The organism is Pseudoalteromonas sp. ABE4_541, from assembly GCF_056312285.1.
Genome location: NZ_JBSVEM010000027.1, coordinates 18165 through 33293, shown reverse-complemented (window position 1 = coordinate 33293; position 15129 = coordinate 18165). Strand labels below are relative to the sequence as shown.

Below are 15129 nucleotides of genomic sequence, written 5' to 3'. Positions count from 1 at the left end.
ATATTTATAAATAGCTGGTCGTACCCAAACATACGTTTTTAGTTTTCCTAACAAAGGGGTTGGTCCGTCAAACGTAATGCGTTACATAGGGAAAGGCGCTTTGGAAATAGAATACTTGAGGTGAAGGTTTTTACGTGGCGATGGCGGTGAAGTTTGTTGGCCGGAAATAACTGGCTCAGTTTAAGATATGAAAAAGGCACGCTGTTACAGCGTGCCTAAATATGGCCTTTTCAAGCGATTAAAACTTGTAAGAAAGTTTTAGGTAAGCAAAACGGCCCAATAGGTCGTATGACGCACCTTCGTCACCTGTACCGGTTGTAAAACGAGACGGGGCTTTGTCAAACAAGTTATCAATACCTAATTGCACTGTTGCACCACTATCGAAGTGGTAACCAACTTTTACGTCACTGATTACGTAAGATGCAAATTCCATGAAGTTCGATGGATTAGGGTTTGTTGCCAACTCATCACCACGGTATCTTGCAGAACGCTTCAAGTAACGAGTTTGCCAACTAGCAAAGAAGTCTTGATACTCGTAGTCTACGTCAATTGAGCCTTTCCAACTTGGCTCATCATCAACACCTGCATATTCTTCAAAACTTTCAAGCTCGTCTTGGAAAGGGTAAACACGGTTTTCAATAAGTCGTGTTGCAATCAAACGAGTTTTGAAGTCACCAATTGTCGTGCTGATGTCGTAGTTAACTTCAAAGTCAACACCTGCGGCTGTTTGCTTTGAAATATTCAACACTTGATTTTGAATATTGACAATTCTACCGTCGTTGCTGCGGCTAACTAAAGCACAATATTTGTTGTTAATATTGTCTGCATCAACACAGCGCTCAATAATTTGCTGTGCAGAAATAGAGCTAATTGACTCGTTAAGTTCAATGTTCCAGTAATCAACAGTTAGACTCAGACCGTCGACATAGCTAGGTGTATAGACGGCACCAATTGTGTAACTTGTCGATTCTTCAGGTTTTAGGTCTTTATTACCGCTTGTTGTGCCTTGAACTGACGCATCGTCGTATGGTGTATCAAACCCGGTCGGTACACCAAGAGAGCTACAGTTTTTTTGGCGAGTCAATTTAGCTTGACCTGAAACTTCGTCTAGATACTTAGCGCGACATGGATCTTCGATGTCGTAGAAAGTTTCGCTTGCAGCCCCAAATAGTTCGCCAATGTTAGGCGCTCTGATTGCTTCTGATAAAGTCGAACGGAATCTTAAGTCGTCATATACAACCCAATCAACACCTAGTTTCCAGCTTGTTACATCGCCAGTTGTGCTGTAATCAGCATAACGAGCTGCGACGTCAAGTGTTAACGTGTCGATGAGTGGAAGATCGCCAATTAATGGCATAGATGTTTCAAAGAATACTTCAGATACGTCAAACTCACCCGCATCTTCACCTAGTGCATTGAAGAAAGTATCGCCTGATTTTGCATTATCGTCTTCAACTTGACGGCTTTTCTCTTTACGGTATTCAACACCAAATGCTACGCCCATAGGACCAGCTGGTAAATCATATAATCCACCATTTGAGAATGTAGCCCCGGCGTTTAGTTGCTCTATGGTAGTTGAACCGAACGATGTCGTGTTCACATAGTCGATAGAAGCTTGGCTTGGACGGCCGTAGCCCATGATATCCATCGCGACACAGCCGTTTTGACGCGCTTGCTCATCACGACATACGATATCACCGTTGGCATCAACAATTGCATCTGTTGCGGCACGGAAATTCGGCTTGATTAGGTTGTTATAGTTCGCACGCTTTAATTCTGTTTTGCCTGAGTTAACAAATGCTTCATAGTCCCAATCGTCGGCAATAACACCATCAATGCCAAGAACAAAACGGGTCGTTTCACGGTCATTGATTTCAAAACGGCGACCAATATCGCCATTAAAGCGATTAACCGTGATTGAATCTAGACCATTTTCGTCCATTACTTTGGCAGTGCTCGAGTCTAAGTATGCGTTATCACGCGCAATATTTACGCCTTTGCTAAAGTAGAAATAACTAGGTTGGCCCCAATCTTCTGATTCTACCTTTGCATATTTACCTTCAAAGTAAACTTTAGCATCGTCGTTTAGGTAATAGGTCGTTTTTAGGTTAACGACGTGTCTATCAAACGTTGGCTGAACTGCTGTGTATTTTCTTAGATTGATGATTTCACAATCTACACATGAAATACCATCTACTTTATCGCCAAGCGCGATTGGGCGCGTAGAACCATCTTCATTAAATGTGTACCAAGTATCACCGGCTTTGTATGCACCAGCTTCGTTTAATGCAAAAATACCCGCGTTGTCATACACCTTACGGTCTGGGTTGTTTATATCATCAGGGCGGGTAGGGTCTTGATCAAAGTTTTTAAGTGTGCGCACCGCGTAGTTAGTGAACTTATTATCAAGCGCATTAAGCTTATCTTGTGTCGCATATTCGTACGAAATACCGAAGTTTGCATCGCCATCAAGAAAGTATTGGCCATACGAAAGCGATAATTTATCGTTGCTGTAATCCGAATGCTGCGCTTCACCATGTGTTACAGATGCTGAAAAGCCTTCAATATTATCTTTTAGGATAAAGTTTACAACACCTGTTACTGCGTCTGCTCCATAAACCGCTGATGCACCACCTGTGATAATATCTACACGCTCAATCCAAGCGGTTGGAATAGAGTTCGTGTCAACAGCTGCTGTACCACCGCTACTTGAGACATGGCGTTTACCATTAACCAAAACCAAAGTTCGAGCAGTCCCCATACCACGCAAATCTAGAAGGTTCAGGCCAGATGTCCCAATATAGCGACCTGAGTTTTGCATGCCATAAGTAGGCTTTAGGCTTGGCATCTTATTTAATGCTTCACCAATATTCAGGGCTCCGGTATTAACTAGCTCCTCACCTGAAATCGCAGATACTGGGCTTGGTGCGATATCACCTTCACGTGAGATGCGTGAACCCGTAATTTGGATTTTTTCAACACCGTCTTCACTGGCATATGCTATTTGCGCTGGGGCCGTTACAACTGAGCCCAAGCACAACAACTTCACTGACATGCTTAATGGATTTAATTTATTCAATTTTACTTTCCTAAATGAATCTAATTTGTGAATTAGAAACAGGCTTATTTTATAAGTCTGATTTTATTGGGGCGCGCATCTTAATACGCAAAAATAATGTTTGCAAATGGGGTAATGCTGGTATATTTATAAATCATTTCAATTGTTTTGAAATTGAATATTCAATGTTAAATTCAAAATATAAAAGGATGGTGTTATGAATAAAAGATGGTTTTTGTTAACTTTGGCGGTGATTTTTGTAAGTGGTCAGAGTGTTGCTGCAGTTCCTGAAGGGTGGGGCGGGTATTTTAAAGGACAGTGTGAACTTATATCTCCTAAAAGGGGTAGTTTTTATAATTTCCCAATGGCTTTGGAAGTAAGTGCAGTTAACGATAAGAAAGCTAATTGGATAATTACTTATGGTGAAGGTCAAACACAGCAAATTAGGAACTACACATTGCTCGATATTGACGCAAACATTGGTCATTTTGCTATAGATGAAAACAACGGTATTGTTATTGACCAATATCTAGTAGGCAGTGAGTTTATGAGCTTGTTTGAAATAAGTAATGTGAAAATTCAGTCTACTTATACACTCGATAGCAATGGTACGTTAGATGTGTCTATGGAAACCTTTACCTTTGATCCAGTTAGAGAAAAGAAGGTAGGACAATATACAGTTGCAAACTATGGGTTAAGTACAAAGCAAAAATGTCGCTTGTTTAAGTGGTAACTACTTTGTTGCAACTTTTGACTTTTGTTTATTCTATTTTCTATATGTAATAACAAAAAAATATAATTTGCACATTAGATTATTGATTCAAATCACGCCGTGCGGGTTAATTTAGCCTGCTTACAATGTAATAACGTATTGGTTTTCATTAGAACAAAATCTCGCTCAATAAATTAAATGTGGTGGTTGTCTATTTACTTTAAATTCCATTTGTTAACTTATTTGATTGTAAAATGTGCAGGTGTAAGCGCTATTAATGGCTGTCTTATATCGTGTGAGTTTAATAGGTCGTAATACCAATGAGCGTGGTGATAATATTAAAAAAGGGGCTTTCAGCCCCTTTAAAAGTTTGGTCATTCACATTTAAACTGGAAATGCGCCGTATTAGCGATGGATTTCTCCAGTTTTATATTGGCAATACTTAAAGTGATTTGCTCACTTGTCGCGATGGCAAATGGGCTCGAGACTTTTGCCATGTTATCTGTTTGCTTGAAAAAACAAGATGTTGGCACGTACACCTTTTGCCACGAGCGACGCTGGGATGTGTCGAGTAGCTTATTTAAGGGTAAGCCGTTAGAGCAGGCTGTGTCGCAGTTCATGCCAAATCGAACATTGTCCAAGGAACCTGATGTCATTTTTAGATCAAAACTAATTGCGCTGTTATTACCAGCGTAGTTTCGTAAATCTTCCGTAAATGGACTGGCAATTTGTACTTTAGCGCTACTGCTGCCATCAAAACTGATAGTTCTTGCGTCCTCTTGTACTACTTTATCAGATGTACGAGCTTGAATACTGCCAAGGTTTAAAGTATTGCTCAGCATGTCTTGGGATTGTTCATTTGAGTGCAACGTTAATTTCCATGGCTGCTTAATTGTGCCATTAAGAATATCTCGTAATTGTTCAGCGACGTTGTTATGGCTGACTGATTCGTCAAGCAAGGGCAATATGCTCTGATCTTGATAGGTTAAACCATAGCCGTAAGGAAATTGGGGCTTATAGTTGTGATTATTTACATTAAGCGGGTGGCCACTAGGCGAAGCGGGCCATGAGAAGGACAGCTTGCCTTTAAAATCATAATTAACATTGCCATTGGCACGTTTAAACAAAACATCAGCGACACCGTTACCTTCTGAGCCGGGTAACCAAGCAACAACAAATGCATCAGACGCATTAATTTCAGGGTTGGTCCATAACGGCCTGCCAGTGATGAATATTGATACAACAGGGATCCCCTTATTTTTAAGGTTTTGGAGTAATCTCAGGTCTTTGCTGGCGTTCGGTTGGAAGTCGAGTGTTGGTAGATCGCCATTGCCTTCTGCATAAGGCTCTTCGCCAAATACAACAATTGCGATATCAGGCTTTTGTGTATAGCTACCGTCTTCGCTTAAGATTGCTTTTCCGCCGTTTTGCTCAACGATGGACTTTATACCGTCATAAATTGAGCTTCCACCTGGAAAGTCTGCATTATTGTTACCAGTGCCTTGCCATGTGATTGTCCAGCCCCCAGACTGTTTGCCTATGTTATGTGCGCCATCACCAGCCACCAATACGTGAGCGTTGGGAGATAAAGGCAAAAGTTGCTTATTATTTTTTAGTAAAACTAACGATTCACGCACTGCTTTTCGGGCAACGGCTCTGTGATCTGGATGCCCAATTAACTCGGTTTTACCCGATAAAGGGCGGTTAGCAGGGCTTGGTTTATCAAATAGTCCAGCACGGAATTTAACACGCAGAATACGCGTTACGGCGTCGTCAATACGCTGCATTGGGATTTGTCCGCTTTTTACTTGCGCGATGGTGTTTTCAAACAGCGGCTTCCAAGCTTGGGTGGGTACCATAAAAATGTCTAACCCTGCGTTGATACTTTGAGGGCAGCTTTCATTCGTGCATCCATCAACTTGTCCGTGCCCATTCCAATCGCCTACCACAAAACCGTCGAAGCCCATTTTATTTTTTAGTACTTGTGTAAGTAAATATTCGTTGCCGTGGATCTTGCTGCCATTCCAACTATTAAAAGACGCCATAACTGATTGGGCGCCTGCGCTTAAGCCTTGTACATAACCTTGAGCATGGATGCGGAAAAGTTTTTGCTCATCGTCAATGTTGTTACCCTGATCGTCGCCGCCCACAGTGCCGCCATCTCCCAAAAAGTGTTTGACAGTGCTTATCACTCGGGTATCAGATAAAAAGTCATCATGAGCTCGGCCTTGTAACCCTGAAACAATCGCCTTGGCATAATTGCCAACGATTTGAGGGTCTTCTGAATAGCTTTCATAAGTTCGTCCCCAACGATCATCTCGGGCAACGGCCACTGTAGGAGCGAACACCCAATCGATCCCCGTAACCATCACTTCCTTTGCTGTGATAGCGGCTATCTGCTCAATGAGTTCTGGGTTATTTGCCGCGCCTAGTCCAATGTTGTGAGGAAACAAGGTCGCGCCAATGACATTGTTATGGCCATGTACCGCATCTGTCCCCCACATGGTTGGAATGGCAATGCCATCGAGGCTGTCATCGATGGAAGCTTGGTACATTTTTTCAGCCAAGGCTATCCAATCAGCAGGGGTTGCGTGTTTATCATTATTGGGAAACGCACCGCCTCCGTTTAAATATGAACCAAATCCATAGCGCCTCATATCTTCAACGCTTACATCTCGGATCTCAGGCTGGATCATTTGCGCCACTTTTTGTTCTAAACTCATACTTTTAAGTAAGTTTTGTATTTTATTCTCAATATCAGAGTCTTGTTGAATGGCTACTGGCAATTTGGGCCAAATATTTTGATGGCGTACTTCATTTTGTATATTGGTTTGCTGTGTACAGCCTTGAAGTATGGCGAGTGAAAGCGCTGCCAAAGTGTATTTATACATAGTCATGATTATTCCGGTTTAGTTTCATAGCGAGCAAATTTTTTAGGGGTACTGCCGGCAAGCCCGTAGTAAGCGATAAATAGAAAGCACAGTGCAGGTAAGATAAAAGATAGCTGCAGGCCAATCTTATCGGCGAGCATTCCTTGTAACAAAGGAATAATTGCCCCGCCCACAATGGCAAGACACAGTAAGCCAGAACCTTGTGCTGTCTGAGACTTCAGAGAGTTAATTGACAGGCTAAATATAGTTGGGAACATGATGGAGTTACAAAGACCGACTAATAAAAGCGACCACATCGCAATTTGACCCGATGCGAGCATCGCGATGAGCACTAAAGAAGCGCCTGCAAATGCGTTAAACATAAGAACATGCGTGGCTTTCACTCTTTGCATAACAACAGCGCCAATAAAACGGCCTACCATTGCGCCTCCCCAATAATAGGTGATGAGGTGCGCGGCCTCAGACTCTTCAAGAGCAGCAATATGTTCAAGGCCAATGTAATTAATAAGAAAACTGCCTATGGCAACCTCAGCACCAACATAGAGGAACAGTGCAATCGCGCCTAGTGATAGATGCTTATGATATAGAATATCAAATCTTGAAGTTTGGCTATCTATTGTATCTTCATTATTGTGACTCAACTTTGGTAGTTTTAGCTGTGAAAAAATCGCTGCGAGCGCTAATAACATGCCTGCGAGTAACAAATAGGAAAATTGAACACCACTGACATCTTGAGACTTAATCCCTGCGGACAAGATTAGGATGCTACCGAAGGCCGGTGCCACGGTTGTGCCAAGTGAATTAAACGCCTGTGTCATAGTCAGTCGGGATGATGCAGTTTGAGGTGCACCTAAAGCGCTTACAAATGGATTTGCTGCCACTTGCAAAATAGTGATACCACTTGCTAGCACAAACAACGCGCCAAGAAACATATAGTAACTCTTAGCGTTTGCGGCAGGGTAGAATAATGCACACCCCAAGGATGCAACCATTAGCCCAACAATGATGCCTCTTTGATAACCCAGTTTAGTAACCAGTTTCCCTGCCGGCAGTGAGATAACAAAGTACGCACCGAAAAAACAAAACTGTATCAGCATGGCTTGCGTGTAGCTTAATGAAAACAGTGCTTTTAAATATGGAATTAAGATGTCGTTTAGACAGGTGATAAATCCCCACATAAAGAATAAGGTAGTGAGCGCGCCCAACGCAAAGGTGTTCCCATCACGGCTATGATCTGCTTGACCTTGTGTTGGGATAGATGTAGGAGAACCTGCCATATAAATTCCTCTATAAATTAATTCTTATATATTAGTGGGTTATTATTTATTAATTGGAAAATTCTTGACCAATTACGTATTAACTATTAACGTTACATAAAAATGTAAGCGCTTTCATTTATAGCATAATCATGAGCTGGTGCAACAATCAAGAAGTTTTTAATGTTGCATCTAGGCTATAAAACGCGCTCAAAATTAATGAGAATGCATGAAAAATCACACAAAAACTTTGCAGTTGGCTAATAATTCTCCGCTAAATGACCGAAACTTCATGTTCGGCGTCGCGACATCGTCATTTCAAATTGAAGGCAGCAGAAGTTCAAGGCTGGAAACAATATGGGACCGTTTTTGCGATGAGCCAAAAAATATAGCTGATGACTCTAACGGTGATGAAGCCTGTGACCATATTAATCGGTGGCACGAAGATTTGGCATTGATTGACGGTTTAGGTGTTGACGCTTATCGCTTTTCTGTTTCTTGGGCAAGGGTGATTAGTCAAGATGGTAGCGTCAATGAGCAAGGGATACAGTTCTACGAACGATTGTTAGATGGCTTAAAAGTGCGCAATATTAAGGCGTTTGTGACGCTTTATCATTGGGATCTGCCACAGTATTTGCAAGATAAAGGCGGTTGGCTCAATCGCGACACCGTTTTTGCATTTGAACGTTATGCTGATTTAATTTCGCAAGTATTTGGCGATAGGGTTTATTCATACGCAACGTTGAATGAGCCATGGTGTAGCGCTTACTTGGGATATGAAATTGGCATTCATGCACCAGGTTTTAAAAATAAACAGCAATCTAAACAAGTTGCACATAATTTATTGCTTGCACATGGCTTAGCTTTGAAAGCGCTTAATAAAAATTGCCCTAGCGCTAAAAACGGTATAGTACTTAACTTTAGTCCTTGTTTTGCAGCAACAGACAACCTAAAAGATATAGCGGCGGCAAAGCTCGCAGATGAGCACTTCAACCAGTGGTACCTAAGACCCATTATCGAAGGTAAGTATCCGGACGTAATAGACGAAATGCAACAAGAGCACAAACCTATAATTGAAGCGGGCGATATGGAAATCATAGGTCAATCTATCGATTATTTGGGCATCAATTATTACAGCCGTGCAATATACCAGCACTGTGATATAAATGGCTTTAAGTTATGTGAACCACCGGCTGCCAGCGACCTGACTGATATGGGGTGGGAAATATACCCTGAAGGCTTAGTGCAGTTGCTTGATGAGCTTTCTAGCAAATATTCACTTCCCGACATTTACATCACAGAAAACGGGGCGGCGATGGATGATGTTTTGGTCAATAGTGAAGTATTAGATTTCGACCGAGTTGCCTATTTTCAGTCTCATCTCGATGCCGTTGAACGTTTGGTTGAACAAGGTATTGCGATTAAAGGGTATTTTGCATGGAGCCTTATGGATAATTTTGAATGGGCTGAGGGCTATTCAAAACGCTTCGGTATTGTGTATGTGGACTACAAGACACAACAACGCACGTTAAAGCAAAGCGCGAAGGCGTACCGAGATATGCTTAACGAACGACCTTAATAACCAGAGAATGTAGATGCTGACAATAAAAGAAAAAATAGCATATGGGCTAGGGGATACTGCGAGTAACCTTATTTTTCAAACAGTGATGATGTTCTTATTACTGTTTTATACGGATGTAATGGGGTTGGACCCAACACTTGTTGGCACGTTGTTTTTGGTTGTACGTATTTTTGATGCTATCACGGACCCACTCATGGGGGCGCTTGCCGACCGTACTAAAACGAAATATGGACAATATCGACCTTATTTGCTGTGGCTGTGTGTTCCATTTGCACTGATAAGTGTTCTGGCATTTACCACTCCAGATTGGCCTTATGATCTAAAAGTAGTTTATGCATTTGTGACATACGCGCTACTTATGTTGATTTATACCGCAATCAATATTCCATACTCTGCCCTAGGTGGTGTTATGACTGCTAACCCGCTACAACGTGTTTCCTTACAATCTTTTAGGTTTGTGTTTGGTATGTTGGGTGGTTTGATCATTGCTGCGGGTACTATGCCTTTGGTTGAGTTGCTAGGTCAAGGCAACGTACAGAAGGGCTATCAGCAGACTATGGGCATAATGGGCACACTTGGCCTAGTCCTATTCTTGCTATGCTTCTTAGGCACAAAGGAGCGAATCAGCATACCAGTGGCTGCTAATAAGTTCAGTATGTTCGATGATTTTAAGCTGCTATTTAAAAATGAGCAGTGGCGAATATTGGCGATAGTGGGCGTTTGTTTGTTGACAGGACAAGTACTAAAAGCGTCTTTGGCTGTTTATTATGTAAAGTACTACTTAAGGCTGCCCGAGAATATAACCGAGTTTGTCACCATTGGTATGATCGCAAGCATTGCTGGATGCGCATGCTCTAGCTGGTTAGCAAAACGCGTATGCAAGGTAAAAGCGTATATTTGGTTGCAGCTTATTTCAGCTTTGCTTTGTGCGAGTGCATTTTTTGTGAGCCAACAGCAGTGGGTTGTTGCATATGTATTGTTTGCATTTTGGAGTTTCTTTTTGCAAATGGCGACACCGTTACTGTGGGCAATGATGGCCGATACCATTGATTATGGTTACATACAATCTAACCGTCGTGTGACCGGAATGCTATACTCATCGGTGGTATTTTTTATCAAAATGGGAATTGCATTAGGAGGTGCAATTGCGGGCTGGTTACTTGGCTATTTTGGTTATCAAGCAGATATGGCACAATCTGCACATACACAATACGGTATTGCATTGAGTTTTAGCGTTTTTCCTGCATTCGGCTCATTGATTGTGGCGCTTGTTATGCGTAACTACACACTTGATTCATACAAGATGAAAAGCATTCAAGTCAAGATAGAACAAATGCAAAGCCAAAATTAAAAGTAAGAGAAGGTTATGGCCACAATTTACCAAGTTTCTGAATTAGCGGGTGTGTCATTGGCAACCGTATCACGAGTAATGAACAATAATGCCAAAGTCAGTGACAAAACAAGGCAAAAAGTACTCGATGCAATGCAGCAACTTGGCTATCAACCCAACTCAATTGCCCAATCTTTAGCATCTAACCGTTCAAACAGTGTTGGTGTGCTTGTGTCTGAGCTACATGGTCCGTTTTTCGGAGATATGATGAGTGCTATTGAAGACACACTTAGAATGGAAGGAAAGCACACTATAATCACGTCAGGCCATGCAGATGAAGTCAGGGAGAGAGAAAGCATTGATTTTTTGATTGGCCGAAAATGTGACGCGCTTATATTGCACGTGGAAGCGGTTTCCGATGAATACTTATTAGAACTTGACAATAACGGTATTGAATTTGTCTTAATAAATCGTTTTATCGAAAAAATTGCCAAGCGATGTATAAGCTTAGACAACAAAGAAGGCGGTTTATTAGCGACACAGTACTTGCTAGAACATGGTCATTATAAACTTGCCTACATTTCAGGGCCTTTATGGAAGCAAGATGCACAACAACGACTTGCGGGACATAAACAAGCCATTGAACAGGCTCATGGTGTGTTCGATGAAAATAGTTTATACGAAGGGGATTATCAGCAAAACTCAGGGCGAGAAGGGCTAGACTGGTTAATGGAGCACGCTGACGAGTTTTCAGCTGTTGTATGTGCGAATGACGAGATGGCATCAGGTGTTATGACCCGAGCAAGGGAGCTAGGTATTGATATTCCGAGTCAACTTTCAGTCGTCGGATTTGATAATATTATTTACGCCAGCTATTTGTATCCAACCCTGACAACAGTCGATTACCCCATTTATGAAATGGGGCATATGGCAGCAAAACAAATACTTAAGCAGGTTTATGGTATTAAGGGCCTAGATGTGCAAGATGTGTTTGTGCCACAGCTTATTGTTCGTGACTCCTGCCTCAAGAAGATAAACTAAGCTATATGGGCATAACTTAAGAGATAAATCTGTCTCTATAAATATACTAATTTTTAATCAGAGTTTTTATTTGACTCAAATTAAATAATACTCTAATTTTATGTAAGCGCTTTCATTTTTGCACTTGCGTTATGTAAGCGCTTACATTGTTCGCTACTCAAATTCCTTCTATGTTTTTGCGTAGCAATAAACAATCGTGACGTCCGGGGACTCAATATTATGACAACAAAACAATTTAATAAGTCTTTGCTGGCAAGCAGTTTATCGCTCATTTTAGGCGGTAGCATAGTGCCTTATGCAGTAGCACAAGAAGAACAAAAAATAGAAGTAATAGAGATTACAGGTATTAAAGGCAGCCTCATTAAGTCAATGGACGTAAAGCGCAGTGCAACGGGGGTTGTAGATGCAATTACATCTGAAGATATTGGTAAGTTCCCAGATGCGAACTTGGCTGAGTCGTTGCAACGTATTACAGGGGTTTCGATTGACAGAAGTAACAATGAGGGTAGCAAAGTAACAGTTCGTGGCATGGGTCCCGAGTTTAACTTAGTCACACTCAATGGTCGTCAACTACCCACCGTTGGTGGTCGTTCATTCGACTTTGCAAATATCGCAACGGAAGGTGTAAGTGCGGTTGAAATATATAAAACAACCAAAGCATCGTTACCAAGTGGTGGCATTGGCGCAACAGTTAATATGCTTACAGCGAAACCACTTAATTCACCCGGATTGAAAGCCTCTTTGGGCTTAAAAGGCGTATTAGAAACGTCAAATGAAGCGGGGGACGATATTACACCAGAAATTTCAGGTATTTATAGTAATACCTTTAGTGACGATCGGTTTGGTATTTTACTTTCCGGATCTTATCAAGACCGCAATAACAGAGAAGAAAAGGCGGCAATTGATAACTGGATCCCAAATGTAGATATTAGTTCATCCCCAGAACTAGAGTTAACAGATAATAATCAACGCGCTGATGGAGCCACTTGGTATCCGCAAAACTCGGGATACTCTATAAACGACAACGAACGCACCCGAGTTAATGGTCAACTCGTATTGCAGTACGATATTAATAACGATGTAAGAGCCACGCTGGATTACACATATTCAAAGCTGGAATTTGAATCAAATCGCAATGCATTTGGCGTGTGGTTTAACAACGGTGGTAACGTTAAAAGTGCGACAATTAACGAAAATGGCACGTATACGGATGTTGCAGAAATTGGTGGTGACTATGCCACAAACCTCAGTCGCGCAGAGTATATAAATGAAAATAAGTCTTTAGGCTTTAACTTAACATGGCAAGCTTCAGACTCTTTGAGTTTTGAGTTAGACGCACATGACTCAAGTGCAGTATATGAAGGTGCAGGGCTAGGCAATGATGCATTCCTAATTATCGGCAATACTTCTTGTGGCTTTTGTAATGACTCGGGGGAAGCATTTGGTCCCAACACAGCAAACATTAATGTCAAAACCAATGCGGTTTCGGGAGGGGGGATCCCGTTATGGGGTTTTGATCTTGTTGATGGCCAAGGTAATCCTCAAGCGGAGCTAACCGGTGCTGACATGGGGTCATTATTTGGTGCTGTGACGCAGGAAGTAAAAGAAAACGACATGACTCAGTTTCAGCTCAAAGGTGAATGGGTCAATCCAGAAAATGGATTTTTGAATAAGGTGTCATTTGGTGGTGCACGCACGCAAATGGAGTTCAAGCAAACTAAGGCATATTCTCAAAACCTCCCTGCTGGATGGTGGACCTGGTCCGCTGTTCATTTCCCGGATGACATGTTTAATCGAGTAGCACTTGATGGTTTGCTAGATGGCTTTGGCAATGCAGGAGATAAGCCAGTAAATTATTATCTAACGGCTGACTTCGATCAGGTGCTGCGTTTGTTTGAAACGATAGAAGATACGATTGCACCGGATATTTACAACGATGGATGGCCCCAAGAGGTCAATGGTAAGTTTCAGGCTGGTCCAATCGATAATGATAGTCGAGTAAAAGAAACCACAACTGCGTTATACACACAGGCTAGCATGACATTTGAAGTCGCAGAGCGCCCACTCAATGTGTCGGTAGGATTACGATATGAAAAAACCGACGTTGAGTCGGCTGGATTAGAGCGTCCAGCGGTTGCTATGGAATGGGTTAATGGCAACGAGTGGGAATACGTGTATGCGACAGAGCAAAGTTTTTCAAATGGTTCGGGTGAAACGGAAGAGTTTTTACCTAGCGTTGATTTAGATATCGAGTTGCTTGATGACGTTATTGCCAGAGCATCTTACTCACGCTCTCTGACGAGGCCACCCATAGACGCGCTAGGTTCAACGAAAGACTTCTTGGGTAACCCAAAAGTTGGGCAGCGAAAAGTCTCGTTAGGTAATCCGTCATTACAGCCTTATGTCGCAGATAATTACGATGTGTCATTCGAGTACTATTACCAAGAAGGAAGTTATGCTTCGATTGGTTACTTTAATAAAAAGGTTGACAATTTTTTAGTAAACATGACCAGTAATGAAACGATAGATGATCTACGTGATGTGTTCACAGGTCCCCGGGCTCAGGAAGCAAGAGAGCAATTGATAGCTGAGGGTATTCAACCATCAGATCAAGCTATCCACGATCGGATCAATGAAAACATGGGTGTAGAAACGGGAACTCGTATTGGCGCGAATGGCACTGATCCACTTGCAACGTTTGCAGTATCTCGTGATGTTAACCTCCGAGCTTCACGATTATATGGTTGGGAAGTGGCTTTACAGCATATGTTTTGGGACAGTGGTTTTGGTGTACAAGCAAACGCCACATTTGTTGACGGTGACGTAAGCGTAAATCGCGATGTAACTACAGCTCAGTTTGCATTAGTTGGTATGAGTGACTCTGCAAACTTATCCGCAATTTATGACAAAGACGGATTATCAGTCCGTATTTCATACAATTGGCGTGACGAGTTCTTATCAGACTTTGATCAGCATGCATCGCCTGTATTTACCGAGGCTTACTCACAAATTGACGTTAACGTAAATTACCAAGTCACTGAACAATTGACTGTATTTTTTGAAGGTTTAAATGTAACCGAAGAAACGCAACGCGTTTATGTGCGTTATCCAGAGCAATTCCTGAATGGTGCGCAGTATGGTGCGCGCTATAACTTGGGTGCTCGCTATACTTTCTAACAGCCTCGGCTGATTTCAATGTACTAATATTGACATAAAGCCGCTTTCCAGCGGCTTTATATTATGTCGACATATTTGAGCG

Annotated in this window: 8 protein-coding genes; 5 read left to right on the top strand and 3 right to left on the bottom strand. The window is 41.9% G+C overall.

Features of this window, described 5'->3' with window-relative positions:
• Positions 1–238: 238 nt before the first annotated feature.
• On the bottom strand, positions 239–3055 hold the full coding sequence (locus tag ACW689_RS19615) for a TonB-dependent receptor domain-containing protein (RefSeq protein WP_476293936.1): 2817 nt from the start codon (positions 3053–3055) through the stop codon (positions 239–241).
• Positions 3056–3275: 220 nt separating this feature from the next.
• On the opposite strand from ACW689_RS19615, the gene ACW689_RS19610 reads away from it, so the two are divergent.
• Entirely contained in the window at positions 3276–3791 is a 516-nt protein-coding gene (locus ACW689_RS19610; protein WP_476293897.1) for a hypothetical protein, read from the top strand.
• Between the two features lie 353 nt (positions 3792–4144).
• On the opposite strand, the gene ACW689_RS19605 is transcribed toward ACW689_RS19610, so the two are convergent.
• Together ACW689_RS19605 and ACW689_RS19600 are read right to left on the bottom strand one after the other, a co-directional pair.
• Positions 4145–6667 (bottom strand): glycoside hydrolase family 3 protein, encoded by a 2523-nt coding sequence (locus tag ACW689_RS19605; protein ID WP_476293895.1) that lies wholly within the window; start codon positions 6665–6667, stop codon positions 4145–4147.
• Between the two features lie 2 nt (positions 6668–6669).
• Complete coding sequence (locus tag ACW689_RS19600) at positions 6670–7938, bottom strand: sugar MFS transporter (RefSeq protein WP_476293893.1); 1269 nt, start codon at positions 7936–7938, stop codon at positions 6670–6672.
• 208 nt (positions 7939–8146) lie between these two features.
• On the opposite strand from ACW689_RS19600, the gene ACW689_RS19595 reads away from it, so the two are divergent.
• The 4 genes from ACW689_RS19595 (at position 8147) to ACW689_RS19580 (ending at position 15047) form a co-directional block, all read left to right on the top strand.
• Complete coding sequence (locus ACW689_RS19595; protein ID WP_476293891.1) at positions 8147–9496, top strand: GH1 family beta-glucosidase; 1350 nt, start codon at positions 8147–8149, stop codon at positions 9494–9496.
• 16 nt (positions 9497–9512) lie between these two features.
• A complete protein-coding gene (locus tag ACW689_RS19590) occupies positions 9513–10850 on the top strand; it encodes a glycoside-pentoside-hexuronide (GPH):cation symporter (RefSeq protein ID WP_476293890.1) in 1338 nt (445 codons plus the stop codon).
• Positions 10851–10865: 15 nt separating this feature from the next.
• Positions 10866–11870, top strand: a complete 1005-nt coding sequence (locus tag ACW689_RS19585; protein WP_476293888.1) for a LacI family DNA-binding transcriptional regulator — start codon at positions 10866–10868, stop codon at positions 11868–11870.
• A 219-nt stretch (positions 11871–12089) separates the two neighbouring features.
• On the top strand, positions 12090–15047 hold the full coding sequence (locus ACW689_RS19580) for a TonB-dependent receptor (RefSeq protein WP_476293887.1): 2958 nt from the start codon (positions 12090–12092) through the stop codon (positions 15045–15047).
• The last annotated feature ends 82 nt before the right edge of the window (positions 15048–15129 follow it).